Source organism: Streptosporangium carneum (genome assembly GCF_027922005.1).
GTDB classification, from domain to species: Bacteria; Actinomycetota; Actinomycetes; order Streptosporangiales; family Streptosporangiaceae; genus Streptosporangium; species Streptosporangium carneum.
On the sequence record NZ_BSEV01000001.1, the window covers coordinates 1,152,933 to 1,179,288 of the forward strand.

Genomic DNA, 26,356 nt, shown 5'->3' on the forward strand with positions numbered 1-26,356 from the left:
GCGCCGGGTTCCGGCCGCGGAGAGCGCCGGATCGCCGACGGCCGCGCCGCGCCGCGTGGTGTCGCGACCGATCGGGGAGATCGAACAGGGAGGGCGCATGAGCCGGTCCGTGCGGGTCGTCTGGGACGATGCGCTCACCTCGTACGACTTCGGCCCGGGGCATCCGCTCGCTCCCGTGCGGGTCGAGCTGACCATGGCGCTCGCCAGGCGGCTGGGCGTGCTGGACGCGGTCGACGTGGCCGGCTGCGTGCCCGCGACCGACGACGAGCTGGCGCTGGTCCACAAGCGCGACTACGTCGACGCCGTCAAACGGGCGTCCGTCGCGGGGCGTCCCGATCATGTCTACGGGCTCGGCACCGAGGACACCCCCGCCTTCGCCGGGATGCACGAGGCCTCCGCGCTGATCACGGGCGCCACCCTCGCCGCGGCCCGCGCCGTCCTGAGCGGAGAGGCCGAGCACGCGGTCAACGTCGCGGGGGGCCTGCACCACGCGATGCCCGGTGCGGCGAGCGGGTTCTGCGTCTACAACGACCCCGCCGTGGCGATCGCCTGGCTGCTCGCCCAGGGGGTGAGCAGGGTCGCCTACGTGGACGTGGACGTGCACCACGGCGACGGCGTCCAGGCCGCGTTCTACGACGATCCCAGGGTTCTGACCGTCAGCCTGCACGAGAGCCCCCGCACCCTCTTCCCCGGCACCGGCTTCCCCGAGGAGCGCGGAGCCGAGGGGACGGCGGTCAACGTGGCGCTGCCCGCGGGATGCGGCGACGGCGGCTGGCTGAGAGCCTTCCACGCGGTCGTGCCGCCGCTGCTGCGGGAGTTCGCCCCCGAGATCCTCCTCACCCAGCACGGCTGCGACAGCCACGCCCTGGACCCGCTGGCCCACCTCATGCTCAGCCTGGACGGCCAGCGCGCCGCCTACGCGGCGTTGCACGAGCTGGCCCACGAGACCGCGGGCGGCCGGTGGATCGTGACCGGCGGCGGGGGGTACGAGCTGGTGCAGGTGGTGCCCAGGGCCTGGACCCACCTCATCGCCGAGGTCTCGGGACATCCCCTCGCCCCGTCGACCCCCACCCCGCCCGAGTGGCGGCGGTTCGTCGAGGAACGGACGGGAGAGACGGCGCCCCTGACGCTGACCGATGGAAGAATTCCGGAATTTCGTGATTTTTCTGCTGGTTACGACCCGGCAGACCCGATCGACCGGGCCATCATGGCGACGAGGAAGGCCGTCTTCCCCTTCCACGGGCTGGACCCCCTCCCGTGACGGCGTCCCGGCGCGTTCCGCCCATGACGCGTGGCGAGCTCCGCGAACACCTGGTCCGCACCCGGATCGCCGGTCAGGTGGCGACCAGCAGGGAGAACAACCTCGACCACTACCGGTCGCTGGCCAACCGGGACCCGCACCACATGTTCGGGCTGACGTTCGAGGGGCGCTGGACCTACCGGGACGTCCTGGAGCTGATGGCCAAGTCCGCCGGGGTCGTGGCCGACCCCGAGCACAGGGAGGGCCAGGACGTCATCGACCCCGACCGGACGATCGACGCGGTCGAGGCGATGGGCGACACGGTCGCCGGGGTGCTCCGCGGCGGCTCGCCCAGGATCCTCCTCGCCACCGGGCACCCGACCGGTCTGCTCACCGTCCACATGGCCCTGGCCAGGCTGCTCAGGGAGCACGGCGCGAGGCTGATGGACACGGCGGAGGGCTGGTCCTACTGGGGGGCCAGGTTCGGCCGCAAACGCAAGATCCGCTACATGGACGACGTCGCCATGCTGGCGGACAAGGGCTCCTTCGTGCACACCCACGACCCGGCCCCGATGGAGGCCATGATCGCCGAATTCGGCGAGGAGCGCCCCGACCTGGTGATCGCCGACCACGGCTGGGCCGGGGCCGCGGGCGAGGCGGGGATCCTCACCGTCGGGTTCGCCGACAGCAACGACCCCGCGCTCTTCGTCGGAGAGGCCGAGGGCAAGGTCGCGGTGACCGTGCCGCTTGATGACAACGTGCTGCCAAGATATTACGCTCCGCTGACAGATCATCTGGTCGAGAGGGTCCTGCGGGCCCTCTGAGGCGGACGTTGCGTGTATGGGACCGTCCCTATACGGGGTTTTCGCGCCTGCATTCCCCGGCCCTCGCCGACCGTTTGCCAACTTTTTGGCTGTTGTGGGCGACTCTAATAAGAGACAGTTGGTCCGTTCCAAGATCAAGGTGAGGGGCACGGTCCGGCTGCTGGCCAGCGATTTCCTCCGTTTCGCTGACGTGGGGCTACGAAGACTGAGACAGTAGGGGGTTTGCACACTCGGAGTCCCGACTTACGCTGACGGCAGTACACGTGCGTGAGCAATGGCACCAGTGGGGATAACCCGGAAACACGTGCGGAAGAGGCGTCCGATGGGTGCAGGCGAAAGACCTCTCAGTGAGGTGAAGTTCCTGACGGTGGCAGAAGTGGCCACTGTCATGAGGGTGTCCAAGATGACTGTGTACCGACTCGTGCATTCGGGCGAGCTGCCGGCCATCCGGGTCGGTCGATCCTTCAGAGTGCCTGAGCAGGCGGTTCACGACTATCTCAGGGATGCCTACATCGAGGCGGGTTGAAGCGGCGCGAGCCCGACGAGCGAGTGAGGCGGCCGGTCCCGAGCGAACCGGCCGCCAGACGAGCGAGGAGCGGCGAGCGACCGGCGGGTCCTGATCCTCCGGGCGAGACCGGTGGTGGAGACCCGGCTTCGACGAGATGGCGGCGAGGTAGCGACGTGCGCGTCACGTCGTGAGTTCCAGCGCCCGGGCTCCCCCGGGGGGCGATCTACCACGGATCGCCGGTAGTCTGTTGAGCCGGTGTGCTTTCGCGCACCGGTTTGACATTCTCGGCTACCAGCTACCTGGGGGTCCCGTGGGCTCTGTGATCAAGAAGCGTCGTAAGCGCATGGCGAAGAAGAAGCACCGCAAGCTTCTGAAGAAGACCCGCATCCAGCGGCGTAACAAGAAGTAACGACGCGGATCTGCGAGGCGCCGATGACCCACACCGTGCTTGTCACCGGGGTCTCGCGCCACATCGGCGCCCGAGTGGCGAGCGTTCTCGCGGCCGACCCGGGCATCGACCGGGTCATCGGAGTGGACACGGTGCCGCCGCCCTCGCTCTCACGTGATGGCGGCGTACCTCTCGGCCGGACCGAGTTCGTCCGCGTCGACCTGCGAAGCCCCGACATCGCCCAGGTGATCGCGGCCGCCGACATCGACACCGTGGTTCACATGAGCCTGCTCAGCGCTCCCTCGAGGAGCGGTGGCAGGGCCCTCATGAAAGAGCACAACGTCATCGGCACCATGCAACTTCTCGGTGCCTGTCAGCGGTCCGCGACGGTCCGCCGTGTCGTCGTCCGCTCGACCACCGCGGTCTACGGCTCGTCCCCGCACGACCCGGCGGTCTTCACCGAGGACACCGAGCCGGGCGAGCCGCCCGGTCACGGCTACGCCAAGGACGCCTGTGAGGTCGAGGGCTACGTCCGCGGCTTCGCCAGGCGGCGTCTGGACGTGACGGTCTCGATGCTGAGGTTCGCCAACTTCATGGGGCCCGGCGTCGACTCGCCGCTGACCCGTTACTTCACCCAGCCCGTCCTGCCGACCGTGCTCGGCTTCGACCCCCGGCTGCAGTTCGTCCACGAGGACGACGCCGTCGAGGTGCTCAGGCGGATGGCGATGGAGGACCACCCCGGCACGTTCAACGTGGCCGGGGACGGCGTGCTGCTGCTGTCGCAGTGCGCCCGCAGGGCGGGCCTGCCCTCGCTGCCCGTCCCCTCGTCGGCGTTCCGGTTCATGGGCGGCCTGGCCCGCGGCGCGGGGCTGGTCGGTTTCTCCCCGGAGCAGCTCCGTCTGATGCGCTACGGCCGCGTGGTCGACACCGCCCGCCTGGCCGCCGCGCTCGGCTGGAGGCCCAAGTTCTCCACCGCCTCGGCCTACGAGGACTTCGTGCGTGCCAGGGACCTGGCGGGCGGGCTTCCCTCGGCCATGCTGGACCTGTTCTCCCAGGCGGTGGAGCAGGCGGTGAGAAGGTGACCGAGATGACCCGCGGGGACGGTTCCCCCGGCGACGCCTCCTTCGGCGACGCCTCTCTCAACGGCGCTTCCCCCGGCGACGGGGACGGCTCCCCGCGAGGCGGGGGAGGCTCTCCCGCCGGCGGGAACGGCGATCGCGACCTCGCCGAACTCCTGGCCTTCCTGCGCCGCCGCGTCACCGGGGAGTACGACGTCGACGAGTTCGGCTTCGACCCCGAGTTCACGGACAGGGTGCTGCTGGAGCTGATCCGCCCGCTGTACCGGCGCTGGTTCCGCGTCGAGACCGTTGGCATGCGCAACGTGCCCGGCGACTCCGGAGCCCTGGTCGTGGCCAATCACTCGGGCACGATCCCGCTCGACGCGCTCATGCTCCAGGTGGCCCTGCACGACGAGCATCCCCGGCGTCGCGCGATCCGCCTGCTCGGGGCCGACCTGGTCTACCAGCTTCCCCTGCTCGGCCATCTGTCCAGGAAGACCGGCCACACCCTGGCCTGTCGCGAGGACGCCGACCGCCTGCTCCGCAAGGGCGAACTCGTGGGCGTCTTCCCCGAGGGCTTCAAGGGCGTCGGCAAGCCGTTCTCCGAGCGCTACAGACTGCAACGTTTCGGCAGGGGCGGCTTCGTCGCCTCCGCGATCCGCGCCGGGGTGCCGATCGTCCCCTGCTCCATCGTGGGAGCGGAGGAGATCTACCCGAAGATCGGTGACCTGCGCCTCATGGCCAGGGCGCTCGGCCTGCCGTACCTCCCGGTCACACCGTTCTTCCCCTGGCTCGGCCCACTCGGCCTGGTGCCGCTGCCGTCCAAGTGGATCATCGGTTTCGGCGAGCCCGTCCGCACCGACGAGCTCGATCCCGCGGACGCCGACGACCCCATGGTGGTCTTCAACCTCACCGACCAGGTTCGCGAGATGATCCAGCAGCAGCTGAACGAGCTGAGGCTCCAGCGCGGTCACGCCTTCCCGCCGTTCTTCTGAGCCGGGCCCCTCGTCCTGCCGACTCCGGCCCCTCGCGGGGGCGAGCCTCCCGCGTCAGGCGAGCGGCCTGCCGCCGGTCACTTGGAACGCTGGACGCGCCGCAGGGCCACGGCGACGGCCACGCCGCCCGCGACCGCGCCGACGCCCGCGGCGATGGGCAGCCCGATCATGGTGGCCTTGCGCCCCGTGCGGAAGTCCCTGATCTCCCAGCCGCTCTCCCTGGCGTACTCGCGCAGCTCGGCGTCGGGGTTGACCGCGGTCGCGTGGCCGACGAGCGACAGCAGCGGCAGGTCGTTGGCCGAGTCGCTGTAGGCCGAGCAGCGGCTCAGGTCGAGGCCCTCCCTGCGGGCCAGGGCGCGTACGGCCTCAGCCTTGGCGGGGCCGTGGAGCAGGTTGCCCACCAGGCGCCCGGTGTAGACGCCGTCCTTCGTCTCCGCCACGGTGCCGAGCGCGCCGGTCAGGCCGAGCCGCTGGGCGATCACGCGCGCGAGCTCGATCGGCGTCGCGGTGACCAGCCACACGCGCCTGCCCGCGTCCAGATGGCTCTGGGCGAGGGCGCGGGTGCCCGACCAGATGCGGTCGGCCATCACCTCGTCGTAGATCTCCTCGCCGAGCTTGACGATGTCCTCGACCTTGTTGCCCGCCACGAACGCCAGCGCGGTCTCCCTGGCCTTGGCGATGTGCTCGGGGTTCTCGTCGCCCCGCACCCGGAAGATGGCCTGGCCGAGCGCGAACCTGACCAGGTCCTTGGTGGTGAACAGACCGCGTGAGGCCAGCCCCCTCGCGAAGTGGTAGATGGAGGCGCCGCGCATCATCGTGTTGTCGACGTCGAAGAAGGCGGCCGCGGTCGGGTCGGGCTCCGCCATCGGCATGGCCACCGCCGCCGCGGCCGCCACCTCTCCGGCCGTCTCCGCTTCGTCCCGCCGTCGTAGTAGCCGCCTCATAGCACCTCAGCTTAACCGCCGCGCACGGGTGAAATAGGTGTACGGCCCGTTAGTCCCGGGTGACATCTCGTGAGTCGGCGGACGTTCCCGGCGGGGTCAGCCCGTCGATGTAGTCGAGGTAGCCGTTGGCCCTGCGCCGGTCCTCCTCGTCCATTTTGGGAAGCATGATCTCGATCTGGGTGCGCTGTTTCTGGACGAAGCGCTTGAGCTGTCCGGTGCTCCTGGCGTCGCGGCGCTGCACCCTGGTGAGGGAGGTGACCGCGGAGCGGGTGGTGTCCTCCATGGCCTTGAGGGTCTCGCTGATCAGCCGGTCCTCCCGTTCGCCCGAGCCCAGGAGCTCCTCGACCTCGTGGGCGCGGGTCTCCGCGTAGCCGAAGGAGCGGTCGGCCCGTTCGGCGTCGTCGGTGCTCAGGTGGAACAGCGTGTTCTCGGCGGCGCGCTTGAGCGGGTAGAGGGCGTCGCCCGGCATCGACCGGTAGGTCCCCAGGCCCGCCACCACCATCGCGGACGCCAGTCCCAGGCTCAGAAGCTGGGGGAGCAGGACCGTGCGGCGCCTGGGCCTGGGGGGGACGACGGGCTGGGCGGAGGACTCCTCCTGCTCGGGCTGCTCGGGCGCGTGCATGAGGCGTTCGCGCAACTCGGCGCGGAACTCGGGCCGGGGCTCGCCCCCCAGCCGGGAGCCGAGCGTGGACACGCTGTTCTGGATGTGCGTCTGCGATCTACGTGAGATTCCGGGCAGCCACTTACCCATGAACGCTCCCTGCCGCCCCCAGGTCATGATCCGTCTGTGCACTTGCCTAACGACAGCCCCGCTGCCAGGTTACGCGATACGTCACCATCGGCATGGTCAGCCGAGATCCGAGGGCAACGCGCGTGCGAGCGCCCGGATCGCGCGGAACTGCAGGGCCTTGATCGCGCCGCTCTTCTTGCCCATGACGAGCGCGGTCTCCGCCAGTGACATGCCGTGCAGGAACCTCAGGACCACGCACTCCTGCTGCTCCGGACCGAGGGCGCGCACCGCGCTGAGCACCCGGTCGTTGATCATCGCGGTGACGACGGCGTTCTCCGGGATGTGCGGGCCGTCGAGCGGGACGTCGATCACCTGGGCGGTCGTGACCTCCAGGCGGTACCTGCCGGACTTGAAGTGATCGGCGACCAGGTTCCTGGCGATGGTCACGAGCCACGCTCCGAAGTCACGTCCCTGCCAGGTGAAGTCCGCGATCCGGCGAAGCGCCCTGAGGAAGGTCTCGCTCGTGAGATCCTCGGCCAGCGGGTGGGAGCCGACACGGAAGTAGACGTAGCGGTACACCAGGTCGAGATAGCGGTCATAGAGCGTGCCAAACGCGTCCGTGTCTCCAGTCTTGGCACGCAGAACAAGCCTCCGGAGTTCCTCCGAGGCGTCCTCGCGCGTGGCGAGCTCGTTGCTGCGGGCAGGCTGGGCCACCCCGGAAGTCGTGGGGAGGGGCCCGGCGAACGGCCACGTGTCTGGCATCCGGTATCCCTGTGAGGGAGGGGGTACGGCGTGCTCGAACACTCTAGAAATCAATAAGAAATTCCACAATCCACTTCGCAACGTCGTGACTAGCGGTAATCAGCCGATACGGTATGGCGCTGGTTCTTTCTGGCCGGCCCGGGCAGCCCCCTACCAGTTCGGCTACCGGTTGGGGGGTAATGTCCGGCAGCATTGGAGGCACCATGAATCTCCTCGTCGCTGTCATCGCGTTCGCGGGTGCACTGCTCGCGGCCATCGCCACCGTCGCTCTGGCCAGTCGCCTCCGGGAGGAGCGCAAAGGGTGGCTGATCGCCTGGAGCATCACGACGGCGATGCTGTGTGTGTCACTCGGAGTAATCGGAACCGGTTGCCTGGTCGGTTTTGGGGCAGCCACATTCCGCGTTTACCAGCTGACCGGATCACTGCTCGCCCCACTCTGGCTGGCCGTCGGAGTCATCCAGCTCATGGGCAGGAAGCCTGCGGCGAGATTCGCCTCCTGGCTCATGGGGGCCGCCTTCACCGTGGTCGGAGCGGTGATCATGATCTCCGACCCCATCGAGCAGGAGCAGCAGTTCACCACCTCCCTGCCGGCGGGCAGCGGTCACTGGGACGTCTTCCCGGCCTATCTGCTGTGGGTGACCCACGTGGTCGTGGCGCTCATCCTGCTGGGCGGCCTGGTGTTCGCCGTGCTGCGCTGGCGCGGCGGCGACGACTACGACGCGGACAACATGCACGCGCTGCTCGTGCTCGGCCCGACCGGCCTCGCCATGGTCGGAGCCGTGAGCTTCGCGGTCCCCGGGATGTTCACCATCCTTCTCCTCTGCGTCACCGCGGCCGCGGTCTGGTACGTCGTGCTCCGTCCGCTCGCGCCGTACGAGGACGATGACGAGGAGGAGCCGCGGGACGACAAACAGAGCGACCCCCGCCCCGCGGGCCGCAGGGCGGCCCCCGAGCAGCCCTTCGGCGACGTCCAGGTCGCGGGTCGCCGCCTCACGCCGGAGGAGCAGCCTCCCCAGCGGTCCCTGCCCGATGACCCGTCCCGCCGCTCGGGTCTCGGTGACCTGGTGGCCGAGTACCGCGCGGGGGAGCAGGAGGTCGACTACGCGGCGCGCATGGGGCAGCGGCCCCCGGCGGCGCAGGACGACCCGTTCGGCGGCCCCGCCACCGGCATGTTCATGGCGGGCGAGTACGGCATGCCGCCCGCGGGCCGTCCCACGGGACGGCAGGCAGGCGGCGGCCACGCCACGCAGCCCCCGATGACCGGCCAGTTCGGCATGTCTCCCGGCGGTCCCGCGACCGGCGAGTTCGGCATGTCCTCCGGTGGGTCCGCGACCGGCGAGTACGACGTCCCCGCCAACGAGTACGGAAGGCACTCGAGCCCGGGGGGCCAGCACGGCAGGCCGGGCGGCACCGGCGAGTTCGGCAGGCCCCGCGGTCCCGTCACCGGCGAGTTCGCCATGCCCGACCCCGCCTACGGCGGGCAGCGGAACGGCAGCCTCCAGCCCATGCCGGCGGACCAGGCGTTCGGCGGCTCCACCGTTCCCGGCCCCCTCCCCTTCCCGCCGGGAGCGCCGGGAGCGCCGGGAGCGCCCGGCGGGCCGACGCCCCCGCAGGGCTTCGGCGGCGCGCCCCGTCACGGGCAGGGCGGTCCCGACCGGGGGCTCGCCGGGCAGGGCGTCCCAGCCTTCCCCGCCTACGGCCAGGCCCCCACAGCTCCCCCCGAGACCGGCGCCCTCTATCCCGGCGCGTTCACCGAGCAGGCGGGGGGCTCGAACCGCCCGTCTCCGAAGATCTTCGGCCTGCTCACCGTCTTCACCCTTCTCGACGGCACCGGTGAGATGTTCGACCGGCTGGCGGAGGAGACGCTCGAGGCGGTCCGCAACGCGGAGCCGGACACGCTGATCTACGCGTGCCACTCGGTGAAGTCGGCCCCGCTGCAGCGCATCGTCTACGAGATCTACCGTGACGAGGTCGCCTACGCCGAGCACCAGCGCCAGCCTCACGTGGAGCGTTTCGTCACCGAGCGTCAGAACATGGTGCTCGCGACCAACGTGATCGAGCTCAACGTCAACGCCGCGAAAGTGATGCCGTTGCCCACGGCCTTCAGGATCTGAGCCGTCCGCGGGCCCTCCGGAATCCGGACGGCCCGCGGAGGCGCTCGAATGCCCCGGGTTCCCAGCCGTCACCCGGCTCTCCCGGCTCCTTGCCGCCCCTCCCGGCTCCTCGCGGCCGGAGTCTCAGGCTCCGAGCGCGGCGCGCAGGCGCCTCTCGTCGACGCGCCAGAAGTCGTGCTGGACACCGTCGATCAGGGTGACCGGGATCATCTCCCAGTATTTCGCCTGTTCCTCCTCGGAGAGGGTGATGTCCCGCTCCTCCCAGGGGACGCCAAGCTCCGTCGCCACGCGCTCTACCACCGCGCGCGCGTCGTCGCACAGGTGACAGCCGGGCTTGCCGAACAGTGTGATGCGGTGGTCCTGCGGTGCCATGCACGTCACGGTAGCCGAGCGGGGAGCCGGTCGGGCAGGTGGCCGGAACGGGTGGTGATCCCCCCGGGACAGGTGAGCAACCTGGGAGATCTCGCGGAATCGCGCCGTGACCGAAACTGTGAAGACCCACTTTGTGCACCGGTTCACAAAGGGACTAACCTGAAAGACAGTGGCCTCACCTCGTCATCCGTCGCGTCCGGGCCGCGCCGGCCGCCTGTCCCCCTGGAGCTCCGGCACGTGATTCGCCGTCTTTCCCAAGCTCGTGAACGTGGCATCCCCGAGGCGACCGTCGCCCGCCTGCCGCTCTACCTGCGAGCGCTCAACGGCATGGCCGAGCGGGGCCTGGCGACCGTGAGCTCGGAGGACCTGGCCGTCGCCGCGGGAGTGAACTCCGCCAAACTCCGCAAGGACCTTTCTCACCTGGGCTCCTACGGCACTCGCGGGGTAGGCTACGACGTCGAGTACCTCATCTACCAGATCTCCCGCGAGCTGGGGCTCACCCAGGACTGGGCCGTGGCCATCGTCGGCGTGGGTAACCTCGGTCGCGCGCTCGCCAACTACGGCGGGTTCGTCTCCCGTGGATTCAGGGTCGCCGCGCTTCTGGACGCCGACCCTGAAGTGGTGGGCGACCATATAGCGGGGCTGAGCGTGGAGCACATCGACGAGCTGGAAGCCGTGATCAGGCGGCGAGGAGTGTCGATCGTGGTGCTCGCGACGCCCGCGGCGGCGGCCCAGCAGGTGGCTGACAGGGTCATCGCCGCAGGTGTGACAAGCATTCTGAACTTCGCCCCGGTCGTACTCGCTGTACCCGAAGGCGTCGATATCCGTAAAGTCGACCTATCGATTGAATTGCAGATCCTCGCGTTCCACGAACAGCGGAAGACGGATCGAATGACTGGGGGGCCCGCGATGGCCGAGGAGTGGCCCGAGGCGGTGGACTTGTGAACGACAGAGCCCGAGGAGACGACGCCTCCCGGCCGGAGGCGGCCGGAGCCGGAGATCGGGTCCGTTCAGCGGGAGCGGGATCACCGCGACCGGTTCCGCCGGGAGAGGGTTCGCCGGGAGCGGGTTCAGCGAGGACGGAGGAGGGCCGATGAGCGTTCTCGTCGTCGGCCTGAGCCACAGGACGGCTCCCGTCGCCCTGCTGGAGCGGGTCTCCGTCTCCGGTGACGCCCTGGTCAAGCTGCTCCACGACGTTCAGCAGGACGTCCGGGTGGCCGAGGCCATGGTCGTCTCGACCTGCAACCGGGTCGAGGTCTACGCCGTGGTCGACCGCTTCCACGCCGCGGTCAACGCGATCTCCGAGCTGCTCGCCACCCATTCGGGCGTCGCCATGGAGCGGCTCGCGGCCCACCTCTACGTGCACTACGAGGACCGGGCGGTCGAGCACCTGTTCTCCGTCGGCTCGGGGCTCGACTCGATGGTCCTGGGAGAGGGACAGATCCTCGGCCAGGTCCGTTCGGCGCTGAGGCTGGCCCAGGAGCAGGGCACCGTCGGCTCGACGCTCAACGAGCTCGTCCAGCAGACCCTGCGGGTCGGCAAGCGCTCCCACACCGAGACGGGCATCGACAGGGCGGGCGCCTCCCTCGTCGGCGTCGGCCTCACCCTCGCGGAGCGGGCCCTCGGCCCGATCCAGGGCAGGCGCGCCCTGGTGGTCGGCGCGGGCTCGATGAGCGCCCTGTCGGCCGCGACCCTGCAGCGCGCGGGCGTCACCGACATCGTGGTGGTCAACCGGACCCACGAGCGCGCCGTACGGCTGGCGCAGACGGTCGGCGGCAGGGCCGCCGAGTTCGGCGACCTGGCGGCCGAGCTGGCCCAGGCCGACCTGGTCATCTCGTGCACCGGGGCGACCGACGTGGTCGTCACCGCGGACATGGTGCCCGCCAGGGAGATGTTCCTGCTGGACCTCGCGCTGCCCCACGACGTCGACCCCGCCGTACGGCGGCTGCCCGGCGTCACCCTGGTCGACCTGGAGTCGATGCAGGACGGCAGCGCCGACGCCGACACCGACGACGGCGGGCGCGCGGAGGCGGTCGCCGCGGTGCGCGAGATCGTCGCGGACGAGGTCGCCGCCTATCTTTCCGCCGAACGCGCGGCCAGGGTGACGCCGACCGTGGTCGCGCTGCGCAGCAAGGCCGCAGACGTGGTCGAGGCCGAGCTCGGGCGGCTCGTGGCGCGGGTGCCCGACCTCGAGGGGCGGGTGCGCGACGAGGTCGCGCAGACGGTCAGGCGCGTGGTCGACAAACTGCTCCACGAGCCCACCGTGCGTGTCAAACAGCTCGCCGAGTCCCCGGCAGGAGATCATTATGCGGAGGCGCTGCGTGAGCTGTTCAATCTGGATCCGAAGGTGCCCGACGCGGTGAGAAGAGTCGATTCGGTGGACCCGGAGATGAGCAGGAAGGAGGCGGGCAGGTGAACGACGTCGCTCCTCCGCTCAAGATGGGCACGAGGCGCAGCCTGATGGCGACGACCCAGTCGGGCCTGGTCGCCGCCCGCCTCACCGAGCTGACCGGCCGTGCCGTCGAGCTCGTCGGCGTCACCACCTTCGGAGACGTGACCAAGGCCAGTCTCACGCAGCTGGGCGGGACCGGTGTCTTCGTCAGCGCGCTGCGCGACAAGCTGATCGAGGGCGACATCGACTTCGCCGTCCACTCGCTGAAGGACCTGCCGACCACGCCCGACCCTCGCGTGGTCATCGCGGCCATCCCGCCGCGCGACGACCCCAGGGACGCCCTGGTCGGCGTCGCGAAGCTGGCCGACCTGCCGCCGGGCGCCAAGGTCGGCACGGGGTCCCCGCGCAGGGTCGCCCAGCTCCGGCTGCTCCGTCCCGACCTGGAGTACGTCCCGATCCGCGGCAACGCGGAAACCCGCATCGGCAAGGTCACCTCCGGTGAGCTGCAGGGCGTCGTGCTCGCCGCCGCCGGGCTCGGACGGCTCGGGCGCGAGGCGGAGATCTCCCAGATCTTCGAGGTCGAGGAGATGCTCCCGGCCCCCGGGCAGGGCGCGCTGGCCGTGGAGTGCCGTTCGGACCGCACCGACCTGATCGAGTTCCTGAGCGTGCTCGACGACGCCAGGACACGCGCCGCGGTGACCGCCGAGCGCGCGGTCCTCAACGCCCTGGAGGCGGGGTGCGCCGCCCCGGTCGGCGCGTACTCGGCCGATCACGGGCAAGATCTGTTCCTGACCGCCGCTGTCGTCGCCGTCGACGGCAGGCGAGCGGTGCGCAAGTCCACCGCCGGGACCTCTTTGGCGCCCATGGATCTCGGTCGCGACCTCGCGGCCGAGATGATCGCCGAAGGGGCAGGCACGTTGATAGGGGAGCAAGCACATTGAGCTCCGGAAGCACCACCTTCGAGCGCCCTGCGGGGTTCGTCGCCTTCGTGGGCGCGGGCCCCGGTGACGAGGGCCTCCTCACACTCCGCGGCGCGGACCTGCTCTCGAAGGCCGACGTCGTCGTGCTCGACCGGGAGTCGTACGGCGCGCTGCTGCGCCACTGCGGGCAGAACGTCGAGGTCGTCGACGCGACGGGGGAGGAAACCGTCTCGTTGAGGGCCGTCACGGCGGCCAAGGGCGGGCGCGCCGTCGTGCGCCTCTGCCCGGGCGACCCGATGTTCTTCTCCTCGATCACCGAGGAGGTCGCCGCCTGCGCCAAGGCGGAGGTGGACTTCGAGATCGTCCCGGGAGTGCCTCCCGCGACGGCCGTCCTCACCTACGCGGGCATCCCCGCGGCGGTCTCCGTGCCCGAGTTCAGGGTCGTCGACGCCACGCAGGTCGACGACTGGTCGGCCCACGCCACGGGCGCGGGCACCCTGGTGATCTACAACGGCGTCGCCCAGGCGGTCGCGATCGGCAAGGCGCTGGTCGCCGCGGGCCGTCCCGACTCGACGCCGGTCGCGATCAGCAGCTCCGGCACGACCACCGAGCAGTACACCGTGGTGACGACCCTCGGCCGGATCGCGCCCGACCTCAAGCACGCCGGGATGACCGAGCCCGCGCTGATCGTGGTCGGCGAGGCCGTCGGCATGCGCGACCGCCTGTCGTGGTTCGAGACCAAGCCGCTGTTCGGCTGGCGGGTGCTCGTGCCCAGGACCAAGGAGCAGTCGGCCGGGCTCGTCGAGCAGCTGCGCTCCTACGGCGCGGTGCCCGAGGAGGTGCCCACGATCTCCGTCGAGCCGCCCCGAACCCCGCAGCAGATGGACAGGGCGATCAAGGGCCTGGTCACGGGGCGCTACGAGTGGGTGGCCTTCACCAGCGCGAACGCCGTCAAGGCCGTGCGCGAGAAGTTCGAGGAGTACGGCCTCGACGCCAGGGCCTTCGCCGGGCTCAAGGTGGCGGCGGTCGGTGAGGCGACCGCGCGTGCGCTGGTGAGCTTCGGGGTGAAGCCCGACCTGATGCCCTCGGGCGAGCAGTCCTCCGAGGGCCTGGTCGCCGAATGGCCCCCGTACGACTCCATGCTCGACCCGATCAACCGGGTCCTGCTGCCGCGCGCGGACATCGCGACGGAGACCCTGGTCGCCGGGCTGACCGAGCTCGGCTGGGAGTGCGACGACGTGACCGCGTACCGGACCGTCAGGGCGGCGCCTCCGCCCGCCCCGACCCGGGAGGCCATCAAGGGCGGCGGATTCGACGCGGTGCTGTTCACCTCGTCGAGCACCGTGCGCAACCTGGTGGGCATCGCGGGAAAGCCGCACAACGTCACGGTCATCGCCGTGATCGGCCCGCAGACCGCCAAGACCGCGGAGGAGTTCGGGCTCAGGGTCGACGTCATGGCCGACAAGCCCGCGGCCTCCTCGCTCGCCGCCGCACTGGCCGAGTACGGCGCCAAGCAGCGGCAGGCCGCGGTCGCGGCCGGTGACGTTCCCCGCAGGCCTTCGCAGACTCGGCGGGGAGCCCGGCGCCGCGCCAAGTAAGCCGGGTAACCTGAGAACGGCAGCCGCGGGTGCCGCGTGGCGGAAGGCGCGGCGACGGCACCCGTAAGGCGACGAACCAACCGAATACGTCCCCCGGCTCCTCCACCTTCGTGGTGCCCGTGCGACCGGGGGGAGGGGGAGAGACCATGACCGCCCAGTTCCCTGCAGCGCGCCCGCGAAGGCTTCGCCGTACGGCGACGATGCGCAGGATGGTCGCGGGAACCAGGCTGCACCCCGCGGAGCTGGTGCTGCCGGTGTTCGTCAAGGAGGGCATCGACGAGCCCAACCCCATCGGCTCGATGCCCGGCGTCTTCCAGCACACCCGTGACTCGCTGCGCAAGGCGGCCCACGAGGCGGCGGAGGCGGGGGTCGGCGGGTTGATACTGTTCGGCGTTCCCGCGGTGAAGGACGCCAGGGGCTCCGCGGCCGACGACCCCGACGGCATCGTCCAGCGCGCCGTCGGCGACCTGGTCGCCGAGGTCGGCGACGCGCTGGTCGTGATGACCGACACCTGCCTGGACGAGTTCACCGACCACGGCCACTGCGGCATCCTGACGCCCGACGGGCAGGTGGACAACGACGCGACCCTGGAGCGCTACGCCGCCTCCGCCGTGGCCCAGGCCAGGGCCGGATCCCAGGTCATCGCGCCCAGCGGCATGATGGACGGCCAGGTCGGCGCGATCCGCGCCGCGCTCGACGCCGACGGCTTCGAGCAGATCCCGGTCCTCGCCTACTCGGCCAAGTACGCCTCGGCGTTCTACGGCCCCTTCAGGGAGGCCGCCGAGTGCGCGCCGCAGTTCGGCGACCGCAACGCCTACCAGCAGGACCCGGCGGGCCCGGTCGGAGAGGCGCTGCGCGAGGTGCGCCTCGACCTCGACGAGGGCGCGGACGCCGTGATGGTCAAGCCCGCGCTCGCCTACCTCGACATCCTCCGCCAGGTGCGCGACCTGGTGGACGTCCCGGTGGCCGCCTACCAGGTCAGCGGGGAGTACTCCATGATCGAGGCCGCCGCGGCGAACGGCTGGATCGACCGGGATCGCGCGATCATGGAGTCGCTGGTCGCGATCCGCAGGGCGGGAGCGGACATGATCCTCACCTACTGGGCGACCGAGGTGGCCAGGAAGCTCGCCTGAGGCGTCGCTCGCGCCTCGGGGAAAGCCCCACCCGGAACGGGCGACCCGGTGGCCGGAGCGTTCGGCCGGGGTGGGCCGGAAGGCTCAGAGAAGGCTCGGAGAGGACGGATCTGAGCGTCCGACCAGGGCGGGGTCAAGGATCCTCGGGGGCTCGCGGGAGCGGGCGCGAGCCCGAAGGGGAGGATCCGCAGGGATGAAGCGGTGTGGGCGAGCCTGAGTGAGACGAGAGGCACACGCTGAGAACTGGGGGTTTGCCGCTTACTTGTGTGGTCTGTGCGTTAGAGTGCGAGGACCGGTGCGGACGTGTCCCAGGTGGTGTAGACCCTGGTTGTCTGACTTCTCTTGCTGACCGGCCCAGTGTGGGCATGTCGTCGCATCCGAAGGCACGCGTGACGCGCGGACGACGGAGGACACAATGGTGGGGGTACCGCTGACTCGTCGTAGCAAACGACGTGCTCATCCCAAGCAAATGATCAACTCTGTGCTGGAGTACGCCGCCCTCGGCTGGGCGAGCTGTCCCGGGGCGCGCCCGCTGCACAGCGGTTCCCGCGCCTGCTCGTGCGATCGCATCGGCTGCCCCGACGCCGGCGCCCACCCGCTCTCGCGTGCCTGGCAGATGCAGGCGACCACCGACCCCACCCTGCTCAGCCACTGGTGGCACCGCGACCCCGAGGCGAACGTGATCCTCCCGACGGGCCGGGTCTTCGACGTCTTCGACGTGCCGCTCGCCGCGGGCCTGGCCGCCTTCGCGAACATGGACTCCACCGGAACCGCACCGGGCCCGGTCGCCGCCAACGGCGACCGGGTCCTGTTCTTTGTGGCCACCCGCAACGCCTCCGACGACGAGGACGAGTGGTGGTCCTGCCCGCTGGACTACGGCCCCTCGACCATCGAGGAGATGCCGGGCCTGCGCTGGCACTGCCGTGACAGCTACGTCCTGGCCCCGCCGTCCGTCCTGCCGTCCGGCAGGGCCGCCTCATGGCTGCGTCCCCCTGACGGCCGCCCCCTGCCCGACCCCCTGCTCGTCCTGGAACAGCTCGCCGACGTCTGCGAGTAGGCCCCGTTTATGGCGACGCTGCGCGTCGCGGGCTTGGGCGCCCCCGGGTCGGCGTCTTCCCTCGTCACTCCGTCGCTTCGCTCCTGCGTTCCTCAGTCCAGACACCGACGCGCCCAAGCCGAAAACCGGTCCTCGGCTGATCGGCGTGGCCAGGTCGAAGCATGTCTTGGGCGTGTCCCTCCGGCGTTCCTCGGAGTGCGTTCCGGCCGAGCGGCGGGGGCTGCCCTTCCTGTGACTACCCTGGAGGGCGTGAGCCGTACTGAGAACTCCGAGGACCTGTTCGCCCGCGCCCGTGAGATCGTTCCGGGAGGGGTGAACTCCCCTGTCCGCGCCTTCGGCGCCGTCGGCGGCACGCCCCGGTTCATGGCCTCGGGGCAGGGACCGTACATCACCGACGTCGACGGCAACCGCTACGTCGACCTGGTCTGCTCGTGGGGTCCGATGATCCTGGGGCACCGCCACCCCGCCGTCGTCGAGGCCCTGCAGGAGGCGCTCGCGGCCGGGACCTCGTTCGGCACGGCGACGCCCGGCGAGGTGGAGCTCGCCGAGGAGATCGTCGCCCTCGTCGACCCGGTGGAGAAGGTCCGCCTCGTCAGCTCGGGCACCGAGGCCACGATGTCCGCCGTACGGCTGGCGCGTGGTTTCACCGGGCGGTCGAAGGTCGTGAAGTTCGCGGGCTGCTACCACGGCCACGTGGACGCCCTGCTCGCCGCCGCCGGATCCGGCCTGGTCACCTTCGGCCTGCCCGACACCCCCGGCGTCACCGGCGCCTCCGCCGCCGACACGGTGGTGCTGCCCTACAACTCCGTCGAGGCCGTGACCGAGGCCTTCCGGACCTTCGGTGACGAGATCGCGTGCGTGATCACCGAGGCGTGCCCGGCCAACATGGGAGTCGTCCCGCCGCTCGACGGGTTCAACGCCACACTGCGCGAGCTGTGCACCGCGCACGGCGCGCTGCTGATCATCGACGAGGTGCTCACCGGTTTCCGGGTCTCCGAGGCCGGGTGGTACGGGCTCGACCCGGTCGACGCCGACCTGATGACCTTCGGGAAGGTGATGGGCGGCGGCCTGCCCGCCGCCGCGTTCGGCGGCCGTGCCGACGTGATGGCCCACCTCGCGCCCGAGGGCCCGGTCTACCAGGCGGGCACCCTGTCGGGGAACCCGCTGGCCTGCGCCGCGGGTCTGGCCACGCTGCGCGCCTGTGACGACGAGGTCTACGACCGGGTCGACGCCGCCGCCCTGATCATCGGCCGCGCCGCCGCCGACGCCCTGGCCGCCGCCGGGGTGCCGCACCGCCTGCAGCGCGCGGGCAGCCTGTTCTCCATCTTCTTCACCGAGGACCGGGTCACCGACTTCGCCGGAGCCCAGAGCCAGAACGTCGCCGCCTACCGGGCCTTCTTCCACGCCATGCTCGAGCAGGGCGTCTACCTGCCGCCTTCGGCGTACGAGGCGTGGTTCCTGTCGGCGGCCCACGACGACGAGGCCCTGTCCCGCGTCGCCGAGGCCCTCCCGCTCGCCGCGAAGGCCGCAGCCCAGGCCTTCTGACCTTCGCGCGCTCCGGGAGGCGTCCGGCGTCTCCCGGAAGGCACGCCTGATCTCACGAACAGGCTCTTTAACGCGGCAGCTTGTCGAGGTCGAGGTCGATGGGGAAGGGGACCCGCACGGTCAGTCGCCCGTGGTGGATGCCGGTGAGGCCGTAGGCGCGAGTGGCGAGGTCGAGTTCGTACACATAGACGACGGGCCTGCCGTCGTTGTTCTCCACCCGCCAGAAGTGCGCGATCCCCGCCTCCGCGTAGCGGAACGGCTTGGTCTTGCGGTCGCGGTCCTCGGACTCCGGCGAGACGATCTCGACGACGAGATGCACCTCGTCGGGGGTGTAGAACGTCCGATCGTCGTCGTCGGCCGCCGCCGTGTCGATGACCAGCACGTCAGGACACGGCCGCATCCGGTGCCCGAGCTTGACGTCCATCTGGGCCACCGCTGTGACGTGCTCGGGAATCTGGGCGTTCAGAACGACCCGAAGACCGGAGATCACACACTGGTGGAAACGCCTCTGGGGGGACATGAAGACGAGGGCTCCATCGATGAGTTCGACATGCTTGAAGAAGCCGGGCTCGCCGTTCGGTCCCTCGGAAGGAAGATGATCGAGGTCGTCGGCCTTCCACCCCCACGGAGGCGGTGACGGCCAGTACTCGAGCGCGCTGCTCACGTCGGTCACCGTGACATCGTCTCCGTCACTCGGTGTGCTCATTCAGATCATCTCCGTTGCCCTGCGCTCATTCTCTCCTGCTTTCGCCGTCGGGGGCAGAGCCGAGGCGGAGAAAGCGGGTGTCACGGCTCTCGGCTTGGGTGTCGCACCTGGTCCTGTCGGGTGTTCTCATGATTTTTTGGCGGAGGCGAGGATCTGGTCGAGGCTGGAGGGGTTGGACATGAGTCGGCTCACCTGTTCCGGGCTCAGGTCCTTGCCGTCGAGTCTGAGGGTGGGAGTGCTGTTCACCTTCTGTCGCTGGGCGTAGTCGGTGGCCTTGGCGATGTCCTGCGCCTTCTGCGTGTACACCACGCACCTGTCGAACTCGGCGCTGTAGAAGCCGAGATCCCGCGCCCAGTTCAGGAGCTCCTTGTTCTCGAACCCGTCGCGGCCCTCCTTCGGCTGGTGGGCGAACAGGGTCTTGGCATATGAGGCCCACTTGTCGGCCGGGGCGCAGAAGGCCGCGTTCGCGCCGCGCCGGGAGACCGACGGGACGGGTTCCGGGTGGTCGGGCGCCTTGAAGAGCTGGAAGGGGCGGAAGATCACTTTGGCTTTGCCGTCGGCGGCCGCCTTGTAGATCGTGTCCCCCGCCGCCTCCTCGAGTTTCTTGCAGTAGGGGCACTGGAAGTCCTCGAAGATCTCCAGGGTGGGGCCGGTGACGCCGTTTTTCGCCATGAGGATCGATCCGTCCGCCTGGCGGACGGCAGGGGCCGACGGTCCGGTGTAGGCGATGCCCTTCTGGTCGCTCTGGCTCGCCCTGTCTCTCACGACGACCACGGCGACCACGGCGACGGCCGCCACGGTGACGCCGCCGACGACGCCGAGCAGCAGCCTGCGCTGTCTCTCGTGGGCCGCCTGCTTTCTGCGCTCCTCGGCGATTCGCTCCCTGGCCGATCTCTGCCGGGCACTCTTGCTCACTGCGGCTCCTTGTCGATGACGGTTTCAAGCCTTCGTTCTCCGGCGGGCCGGGCGGGGTCAGGAGGCCTGGCCGACCCGCCGGTATTCGTCGACGACCACAAGTCCGAAAAGAACAACGGTGATCACGTGTACGGCCGTGCACCACAAACAGATCTTTCCCAGGACGAGAAGTTCGGCGCTCACCAGGTAGACCACGAAAAGCACTCCGACGATCACGCCGCCGAATCGCGACCACCGGATCAGGGGCGACTCCGAGCGCCATGCCCAGGGCGTGACCAGGGCTCCGATTCCGAGGAAGAATGCCAGGCCCAGCAGGGGGACGGGTATTCCGAGCAGCTGGGAGTATTCGCTCGACGTCACGGAGGCGCAGTCGATTCTCGCGCTCTCCGCGCACACGAGAGAAACCGTGTGGTCGTAGTGGACGACGGTCAGGTAGGCCGAGACCGCCAGGCCGGCGAGGCTCAGAAGAGCCGTCGTGACCAGGAACCATCGTGGACGCGGCGACGCCGATGCGCGGCGGGGGCGCGGGGGGACGTCTCCGGCCATGGGTGATCCCTTCATGCGGACGGCCGCCGACCGCTTTTCCGTCGCGGGACTCCGTGTCGGGGCGCTTGTTGACAGGGGTTTGTGATGTTAAAACGCAATGTGTAAGCGGGTGGTAAGAAAAATCGGCCGAGGTGTCTTTGGGTTTTTTGGGTCCGGGGTGCTTTTGTGTGGCATGGCGGGTGGAATTCGTCCGGGCGGCCCGGAAACCCGGTTTGAAGCAGGAGATGTCAGGGGTCGCGTGTTCCGCGTGTTCCTCAGGGCGCGCATTCCTGGCGAACCGCGTGTTCGGGCGACGGCCGGGCCGGTCGGTTGGAGCGAGACTAACGAGGCCGATCTTCAGGTGATAGGGCACAAAGTCCTGTCGTGGGGGGATCGATGCCGGTTGTGTTGGCATGCCCCGGCTGTCGCCCGTCGAGGCGGTCGTCCGGGGCGGGCGCTTCTCTCCGTGGTGCGGCCACGTCGAGTAAACAACTTGTTTGCATCGATCTGTTGACAACGCATTGAGTCAAGGTTCATGCTGGGCGCATGACCACTGGTTCCGATCAGCCGATCGATCCCTTCGCGCCCCCGGACCCGGGCAGGGCGCGGGCGCACCGGGTGTACGCGTCTCTTCAGCGCATCGCCGAGCGGCACGCGACGACCGAGGCGCAACGCTCCCGCCAGGTCCACTCCCACGTCCTCGGTCCGCACGAGGCGATCAGGCTCGTGTCGTTTCTCGCCGCGGGAAGCGCGCAACGCGAAGAGGGCGAGCCCGAGGTGGACGGCTCCGACATCACCGCGGCGTTGACCCTGATCCCGCTGGCGCGCGCGGAGATGGACCAGTTGGAGGCCGGGCTCCTGCAGATGGCGCGTGGCCGGGGCATGACCTGGCAGGAGATCGCCTTCGGTCTCGGTCTCGGCACCTCCCAGGCGGCCAGGCAGCGCTACGAACGGCTGGCGGGTCGCGTGGCCGGCGAAACGGCCGGCGAAACGGCCGGCGAAACGGGCGGCGAAGCGGACTAGGGCATGGCTTCGGGCTGTTCGCCCTCTCCGTGCAGGGCCGGGCCGGCCGCTCGCGGGGCACTGGCTGACGCCTGCCTGTTCGGGGCTCGTCCACCCGGTGTCGGGCGGGGCAAGGGGCGCTCGCGGGCGTCGGTGCTCTTTCCGCGACGTTGGAATGAGGGGCGAGCGGACTCTTCGGGCGCTCTCTCGGGTTTTCCGCCTGTTGTGGGGGTGTTCGGGGGCCGGGCCGGATTTCCATATGGCTGGATTTTTCGCCTACGGAATATGGTCCGGCCCGGACGGTGTCATTGCGCGGTCACATCAGACGCGGTCACATCAGAAGGGAATGGACACGCTGAGGCGTGGACCCACCGGGGTCGGGGTCGTCCCGGGGGTCACGACCAATGAGAAGCCCTGACAGAACGCGTCCGCGTAGACGGTGACGGGCGCGTTCGTGTTGTTGGTGACCGCGTTGAACCCGGCTCCGGTGATGCACCCCCGCGGCGGGTTGACGTGCACGTAGGAGGGTCCTGAAGGGGGATTGGACAGGGTGAGCGTTCCTGTCGCCGCACTGGACGGCATTGAGGTGACACCGAGGATTCCCGCTGCCAGCGTCGATGCCACCGCGAATCGGATCGCTAGTCTCATGGCTAACCCTTTCGAGGCATTTTCACTTCATGGGCCGAGCATTTCGACCCGGTCCGGCCACCCCTAATTTCGCATGAAGTCGTTTGTCGGGATCGCACGATGAACTGCCAAATATCACCGGTTTCATGCCAAAGCGCTCCGGTGTGCCTTCGGCGGGGCAGGCACTCTCCGGACAGCGCCCGGTGGAGTCATGCCCGAGGTGGATCCCGTCGCGGGGCGGCTCATCCATCGGGGTGGGCGCCGTGACGCCCGGCGAGCTCCAAGGTGCCTCCAAGGCGTTTCCAAGGTGTCGGGCGAAGGATTCGGTCGCGTTGAAACCCCTTGGAAGGAGGTGTGGAAATGACCGTTCGCATCGATGACCTGGATGGCTCCCTGGAGCTTCCCGAGGACGCGCTGGAGACCGTCGTCGGAGGTCGGGAGCCGATGACCCCCCCGACCCCCAAGCTGTCGTCTTCCCTTGGCAACGGAACGAGGGGCGACCCTCTGCCCGACACGTTCACCTGAGGATGACTGGGCGGCGCCCGTACGACCCCGTACGGGCGTCGTCCGCTCGACGCGGAGAATCCCTTGATCCTTGTACTCAGCAGAAAAGACGACCTGGCGGTCAACCTGGTGCTGCCCGAGCTCGCCAAGCGGGGCGTCGAGGCGCTCTGGTGGGACCCCGGAGACTATCCCGCGGAGAGCCGGATCATCTCCCGCCTGGTCGACGGGGCGTGGCGGCACACGCTGGTCACAGGCGGCGCGGAGTACGACTGCTCGGTTTTCAGCGCCGTCTGGAACCGCAGACCCTCCCGGCCCAGGGCGGCGGACGTCGTCGAGGACGCCACGCACCGCGGCTACGTCGAGAAGTTGGCGCGGATCTACCTCAACGGGTGGGAGGACACCTTCGACACCCGCTGGTTCCCCGCGCGCAGCATCGACGTGATCCGCACCCAGAACAAGCTGCTCAACCTCACGGCCGCCGCCCGGCTCGGCTTCACCGTCCCGGAGACGACCGTCACCAACGACCCCGAGACGCTCGTCGAGGCCTGGACGGAGGCGGAGGGACGGCTGATCGCGAAAGAGGTCGAGTTCGTGGAGTTCGGGATCGACGGCGCGGGCCACAACTTCTACACGACCCCGGTCTCCCGGCGGCACCTCACCAGCCGTCACCGTCTGGCCCACGCCCCCGCGATCCTCCAGCCCTACGTCGACAAGGCCGTCGAGCTGCGGATCACCGTCGTGGGCGACCGGGTCTTCACCGCGGAGCTCCACTCCCAGGGATCGCGGGCGACCCGCCACGACTACCGCCACTACGAGGGCAACTTCTCCCAGTACGCCGTCCACGACCTGCCTGAGGACGTGGAACGGCGCTGCGTCGACCTGGTCGGGTCGCTGGGCCTGGCCTTCGGCTGCATCGATGTGATCCTCACCCCGGAGGGCGAGTACGTGTACCTGGAAGTGAACCCCAACGGCCAGTGGGGGTGGATCGAGGAGTTCACCGACCTGCCCATCTCCGAGGCGATCGCCGACTGGCTCGTCGCGGGGGAGGTTCCCGCATGACCGGGTTCCCCGAGACGCTGGCCGAGGCCGTCGAGCTGCTGCGCGGGCTGCCGCGCCGGCGCGAGGGCGTGCGGGCCGCCCGCGAGAGCGTCGCCGCGTGGCGCGCCGTCCGTCCCGGGAGCCGGGCCCAGCTGGTCGTGGACGTGCGGCCCGGCTCACCCGTCGTCGACTACGACCTGATCCTCGACCACCCGGACGGCGGCGCCGTCGCCCTCACCGCGCCCGCCGAGGACGGGGTCCCCTGGACGGTCGAGCACTCCACGCACTGGGCGGCGAGCAAGGTCCTGGCCGTCGACGGCCAGGAGCTGTCGGTGCAGACCGCCCTGCTCACCCTGCGGGCGCTCGCCGGCCGCGACCGGACCGTGCACGACGACCTCATCGACCACTGCGTCCTCACGCTGGCGAGCTGGGAGGAGCCCGACCCCTCACCGGAGGAGCTGCAGCGGGCCTCCGACGACTTCCGCAGGCGACGGGGCCTGCACAGCCGGGCCGACATGCTGCGGTGGCTGGAGGAGGTCGGCCTGACGTCCGCCGCCTACGACAACCACCTGTACTCCCTGGCCAGGATGCGCGGTTTCAGGACCCGGACGGAAGCCGAGTCGGCCGAGGCCTACTTCGAGGAGCACGCCGCGGAGTTCGACCGGGTCTCGGCCGTGTGGGCCGTCGGGCCCGAGCCCCCGCTGGCCGAGCTGGCGGGTCACGACGACCCCTTCGCGGCGATCGCCGGGGCGGTCGCCCGTCCCGTGGGGGAGATCGTCGTGCACGTGGCCGACCGGGTGGCCGCCGAGGTGCCCGCCCCGTTGCGCGAGGCGGGAGAGGGCGACGCGGTCGGGCCGGTGCCGTACCGCGACGGGTTCCTGTTCGGAGCCGTACGGCGTCGCCGTCTCGCGTCCCCCGACCCCGACACGCTGGCGGCGGCCGGGCGGGCCGCGTTCTCCGCCTTCCTCGCCGACAGACGGGCGAAGGCGAAGGTCGAGTGGTACTGGCTGTGAGCCCCAGGCCCGCGACCCCTCGTCGGCCCGCCTCGTCAGGCCGACGTCTCCGGGAGGTCATCGGGGGAGGATCTCGGGGTTTCGCGCGGCCTGGGCGACGAACGCCCTGAACGCCTCCACGTCGCCGACGACCTCCTCGACGCGGTCGCGCCTGAGGTACAGGTCGTGGTAGCGGGCCCCGACGGCGTCCGGGTCGCCCTCGCCGCCGCCGGGGCTGATCCCCAGGGCGATCGTGACCGTCGCGACGTGGACGCCCTGGGGGCCGAGTTCGGCGTGCAGGGCGTGCGCCCAGTTGCGCAGGGCCGCCATGGCGAGGCCGACGTTGGCCAGGAACGGCGCGGGGACCGTGGACGACACGCCCGTGGTCAGCAGCAGCGTGCCCTCGCCGCGAGCGAGCATGTCCGGCAGGACCTGGCCCACGGCGGTCACCGCGCCGAGCACGTTCAGCTCGAACTGGGCGGTGGCCGACTCGACCGTGGTCTGCGCGGCGTGTGTGATCGGTCCGGTCGGGCTGGGGCCGTACTCGAGGACGTCGACCGGGCCGAGCGTGCGCCTGAGGTCCGAGAGGGCCGCCGCGAGCCCGTCGCGGTCGTGGATGTCGGCGGGGAACGCGGCGGCGGTGACCCCCAGACCGGCCAGCTCGCGCACATACGTGTCGAGGTTGTCCTTGTTACGGGCGATCAGTCCCACCTGGAAGCCGTTTCTGCCGAACGCGCGGGCCACTCCCATGCCCAGTCCGGGACCTGCGCCGACGACGGCCAGGGTTCTCGTCACTGCGGATCCTCTCTGCCAGGACCGGCCGGATCTTCCATGAGCCGCCCGAATCCAATGGTTACGCTTTGTTCGCAGCAACATGGTTTGTTATTACGATGGCGGTGGACAAGACGGCACATCGATGTCGGTGAGGCACATGGAGGGAACCCATGGCGGGCAGAGGCGATCCGGTGTCGACCCCGTGTGACCCCGATCCGGCGGTGAGCGCGGACATGGTGAGCGGCGAGGACGTCGAGGACGGCGAGTCGGACATCGAGGTCTGCCGGCAGGTGCTTCAGATCCTCGCTCTGATCGGCGACAAGTGGAGCGTCCTGGTCATCGGCCAGCTCAGGGACCGCACGCTGCGCTTCAGCGAGATGCACCGCAGGGTCGTGGGCATCTCCCAGCGCATGCTCACACTGACCCTGCGCCAGCTCGAACGCGACGGCCTGGTCACCCGCACCGTCTACCCCAGCGTGCCGCCGCGCGTCGACTACGCGCTCACCGAGCTCGGCGCGACGCTGCTCGACTCGGTCTCCGCCCTCGCGGGGTGGGCGAAGACGCACCGGCGTGAGATCAACCGGAACCGGGATCGCTACGACGCCGACCATCCACCGCGGAAACAGGCGTCGGCCAGGCCCGCGCGGACCGCCGGGGGAAGGTAGCCGTTCTCCTCGGCGGGGCTCGCGCGCT

At 70.1% G+C, this 26,356-nt stretch carries 28 protein-coding genes; 19 read left to right on the forward strand and 9 right to left on the reverse strand.

Going from position 1 to position 26,356, the window contains the following annotated elements:
* Positions 1-97: 97 nt before the first annotated feature.
* From PKF00_RS05680 to PKF00_RS05705, 6 genes are all read left to right on the forward strand, one after another.
* The gene (locus tag PKF00_RS05680) at positions 98-1,261 is read left to right on the forward strand and encodes an acetoin utilization protein AcuC (protein WP_271216261.1); all 1,164 of its coding nucleotides are present in this window, start codon (positions 98-100) and stop codon (positions 1,259-1,261) included.
* 23 nt (positions 1,262-1,284) lie between these two features.
* Entirely contained in the window at positions 1,285-2,064 is a 780-nt protein-coding gene (locus PKF00_RS05685) for a phosphatase (RefSeq protein ID WP_271216262.1), read from the forward strand.
* A gap of 322 nt (positions 2,065-2,386) precedes the next feature.
* On the forward strand, positions 2,387-2,590 hold the full coding sequence (locus PKF00_RS05690; RefSeq protein WP_012887307.1) for a helix-turn-helix domain-containing protein: 204 nt from the start codon (positions 2,387-2,389) through the stop codon (positions 2,588-2,590).
* 292 nt (positions 2,591-2,882) lie between these two features.
* Positions 2,883-2,981 (forward strand): 30S ribosomal protein bS22, encoded by a 99-nt coding sequence (locus PKF00_RS05695; RefSeq protein ID WP_018654693.1) that lies wholly within the window; start codon positions 2,883-2,885, stop codon positions 2,979-2,981.
* A 23-nt stretch (positions 2,982-3,004) separates the two neighbouring features.
* Positions 3,005-4,042, forward strand: coding sequence for an NAD-dependent epimerase/dehydratase family protein (locus tag PKF00_RS05700; protein WP_271216263.1), 1,038 nt, complete (start codon positions 3,005-3,007; stop codon positions 4,040-4,042).
* Between the two features lie 5 nt (positions 4,043-4,047).
* Entirely contained in the window at positions 4,048-5,013 is a 966-nt protein-coding gene (locus PKF00_RS05705; protein ID WP_271216264.1) for a lysophospholipid acyltransferase family protein, read from the forward strand.
* A 77-nt stretch (positions 5,014-5,090) separates the two neighbouring features.
* Here PKF00_RS05705 and PKF00_RS05710 read toward each other — a convergent pair whose 3' ends face one another.
* The 3 genes from PKF00_RS05710 to PKF00_RS05720 all read right to left on the reverse strand — a co-directional run bounded on the left by PKF00_RS05710 (position 5,091) and on the right by PKF00_RS05720 (position 7,449).
* On the reverse strand, positions 5,091-5,957 hold the full coding sequence (locus PKF00_RS05710) for an HAD family hydrolase (RefSeq protein ID WP_271216265.1): 867 nt from the start codon (positions 5,955-5,957) through the stop codon (positions 5,091-5,093).
* Positions 5,958-6,006: 49 nt separating this feature from the next.
* Complete coding sequence (locus PKF00_RS05715; protein WP_271216266.1) at positions 6,007-6,708, reverse strand: DUF5667 domain-containing protein; 702 nt, start codon at positions 6,706-6,708, stop codon at positions 6,007-6,009.
* Positions 6,709-6,804: 96 nt separating this feature from the next.
* Positions 6,805-7,449, reverse strand: coding sequence for a sigma-70 family RNA polymerase sigma factor (locus PKF00_RS05720; RefSeq protein WP_271216267.1), 645 nt, complete (start codon positions 7,447-7,449; stop codon positions 6,805-6,807).
* A 203-nt stretch (positions 7,450-7,652) separates the two neighbouring features.
* Between PKF00_RS05720 and PKF00_RS05725 the strand changes: the two genes are divergently transcribed.
* Complete coding sequence (locus PKF00_RS05725) at positions 7,653-9,563, forward strand: hypothetical protein (protein WP_271216268.1); 1,911 nt, start codon at positions 7,653-7,655, stop codon at positions 9,561-9,563.
* Between the two features lie 123 nt (positions 9,564-9,686).
* Here PKF00_RS05725 and PKF00_RS05730 read toward each other — a convergent pair whose 3' ends face one another.
* A complete protein-coding gene (locus PKF00_RS05730; RefSeq protein WP_271216269.1) occupies positions 9,687-9,935 on the reverse strand; it encodes a glutaredoxin family protein in 249 nt (82 codons plus the stop codon).
* Positions 9,936-10,172: 237 nt separating this feature from the next.
* Between PKF00_RS05730 and PKF00_RS05735 the strand changes: the two genes are divergently transcribed.
* The 7 genes from PKF00_RS05735 to hemL all read left to right on the forward strand — a co-directional run bounded on the left by PKF00_RS05735 (position 10,173) and on the right by hemL (position 18,580).
* The gene (locus PKF00_RS05735; RefSeq protein WP_271216270.1) at positions 10,173-10,880 is read left to right on the forward strand and encodes a redox-sensing transcriptional repressor Rex; all 708 of its coding nucleotides are present in this window, start codon (positions 10,173-10,175) and stop codon (positions 10,878-10,880) included.
* 148 nt (positions 10,881-11,028) lie between these two features.
* Positions 11,029-12,351 carry a glutamyl-tRNA reductase gene (locus PKF00_RS05740; protein WP_271216271.1) on the forward strand — a complete coding sequence of 441 codons (1,323 nt, stop codon included), beginning with the start codon at positions 11,029-11,031 and terminating at the stop codon, positions 12,349-12,351.
* A gap of 23 nt (positions 12,352-12,374) precedes the next feature.
* Complete coding sequence (gene hemC / locus PKF00_RS05745; RefSeq protein ID WP_271216359.1) at positions 12,375-13,268, forward strand: hydroxymethylbilane synthase; 894 nt, start codon at positions 12,375-12,377, stop codon at positions 13,266-13,268.
* On the forward strand, positions 13,265-14,845 hold the full coding sequence (locus tag PKF00_RS05750) for a bifunctional uroporphyrinogen-III C-methyltransferase/uroporphyrinogen-III synthase (RefSeq protein WP_271216272.1): 1,581 nt from the start codon (positions 13,265-13,267) through the stop codon (positions 14,843-14,845). Before hemC ends, PKF00_RS05750 begins: the two co-directional genes overlap by 4 nt.
* Before the next feature lie 146 nt (positions 14,846-14,991).
* Positions 14,992-15,978 carry a porphobilinogen synthase gene (gene hemB / locus PKF00_RS05755; protein WP_271216273.1) on the forward strand — a complete coding sequence of 329 codons (987 nt, stop codon included), beginning with the start codon at positions 14,992-14,994 and terminating at the stop codon, positions 15,976-15,978.
* 415 nt (positions 15,979-16,393) lie between these two features.
* Complete coding sequence (locus PKF00_RS05760; protein WP_425582221.1) at positions 16,394-17,035, forward strand: bifunctional DNA primase/polymerase; 642 nt, start codon at positions 16,394-16,396, stop codon at positions 17,033-17,035.
* Positions 17,036-17,284: 249 nt separating this feature from the next.
* Positions 17,285-18,580: a glutamate-1-semialdehyde 2,1-aminomutase gene (hemL, locus tag PKF00_RS05765; RefSeq protein WP_271216275.1), complete on the forward strand. Its 1,296-nt coding sequence runs from the start codon at positions 17,285-17,287 to the stop codon at positions 18,578-18,580.
* Between the two features lie 67 nt (positions 18,581-18,647).
* On the opposite strand, the gene PKF00_RS05770 is transcribed toward hemL, so the two are convergent.
* From PKF00_RS05770 to PKF00_RS05780, 3 genes are all read right to left on the reverse strand, one after another.
* Entirely contained in the window at positions 18,648-19,286 is a 639-nt protein-coding gene (locus tag PKF00_RS05770; protein ID WP_271216276.1) for a Uma2 family endonuclease, read from the reverse strand.
* Between the two features lie 126 nt (positions 19,287-19,412).
* Positions 19,413-20,201: a DsbA family protein gene (locus PKF00_RS05775; RefSeq protein WP_271216277.1), complete on the reverse strand. Its 789-nt coding sequence runs from the start codon at positions 20,199-20,201 to the stop codon at positions 19,413-19,415.
* 57 nt (positions 20,202-20,258) lie between these two features.
* Positions 20,259-20,747 carry a vitamin K epoxide reductase family protein gene (locus PKF00_RS05780; RefSeq protein WP_271216278.1) on the reverse strand — a complete coding sequence of 163 codons (489 nt, stop codon included), beginning with the start codon at positions 20,745-20,747 and terminating at the stop codon, positions 20,259-20,261.
* 525 nt (positions 20,748-21,272) lie between these two features.
* Here PKF00_RS05780 and PKF00_RS05785 point away from each other — a divergent pair.
* Entirely contained in the window at positions 21,273-21,749 is a 477-nt protein-coding gene (locus tag PKF00_RS05785) for a DNA-binding protein (protein ID WP_271216279.1), read from the forward strand.
* Between the two features lie 315 nt (positions 21,750-22,064).
* Here PKF00_RS05785 and PKF00_RS05790 read toward each other — a convergent pair whose 3' ends face one another.
* The gene (locus tag PKF00_RS05790; RefSeq protein ID WP_271216280.1) at positions 22,065-22,376 is read right to left on the reverse strand and encodes a hypothetical protein; all 312 of its coding nucleotides are present in this window, start codon (positions 22,374-22,376) and stop codon (positions 22,065-22,067) included.
* 339 nt (positions 22,377-22,715) lie between these two features.
* On the opposite strand from PKF00_RS05790, the gene PKF00_RS05795 reads away from it, so the two are divergent.
* From PKF00_RS05795 to PKF00_RS05805, 3 genes are all read left to right on the forward strand, one after another.
* A complete protein-coding gene (locus PKF00_RS05795) occupies positions 22,716-22,880 on the forward strand; it encodes a hypothetical protein (protein ID WP_271216281.1) in 165 nt (54 codons plus the stop codon).
* Positions 22,881-22,943: 63 nt separating this feature from the next.
* Complete coding sequence (locus PKF00_RS05800; protein ID WP_271216282.1) at positions 22,944-23,918, forward strand: MvdC/MvdD family ATP grasp protein; 975 nt, start codon at positions 22,944-22,946, stop codon at positions 23,916-23,918.
* Positions 23,915-24,910, forward strand: a complete 996-nt coding sequence (locus PKF00_RS05805; RefSeq protein ID WP_271216283.1) for a TIGR04500 family putative peptide maturation system protein — start codon at positions 23,915-23,917, stop codon at positions 24,908-24,910. The genes PKF00_RS05800 and PKF00_RS05805 overlap by 4 nt, the downstream gene beginning before the upstream one ends.
* Before the next feature lie 57 nt (positions 24,911-24,967).
* On the opposite strand, the gene PKF00_RS05810 is transcribed toward PKF00_RS05805, so the two are convergent.
* On the reverse strand, positions 24,968-25,684 hold the full coding sequence (locus PKF00_RS05810) for an SDR family NAD(P)-dependent oxidoreductase (RefSeq protein ID WP_271216284.1): 717 nt from the start codon (positions 25,682-25,684) through the stop codon (positions 24,968-24,970).
* Positions 25,685-25,833: 149 nt separating this feature from the next.
* Between PKF00_RS05810 and PKF00_RS05815 the strand changes: the two genes are divergently transcribed.
* Positions 25,834-26,328 carry a winged helix-turn-helix transcriptional regulator gene (locus PKF00_RS05815; protein ID WP_271216285.1) on the forward strand — a complete coding sequence of 165 codons (495 nt, stop codon included), beginning with the start codon at positions 25,834-25,836 and terminating at the stop codon, positions 26,326-26,328.
* Positions 26,329-26,356 lie beyond the last annotated feature (28 nt).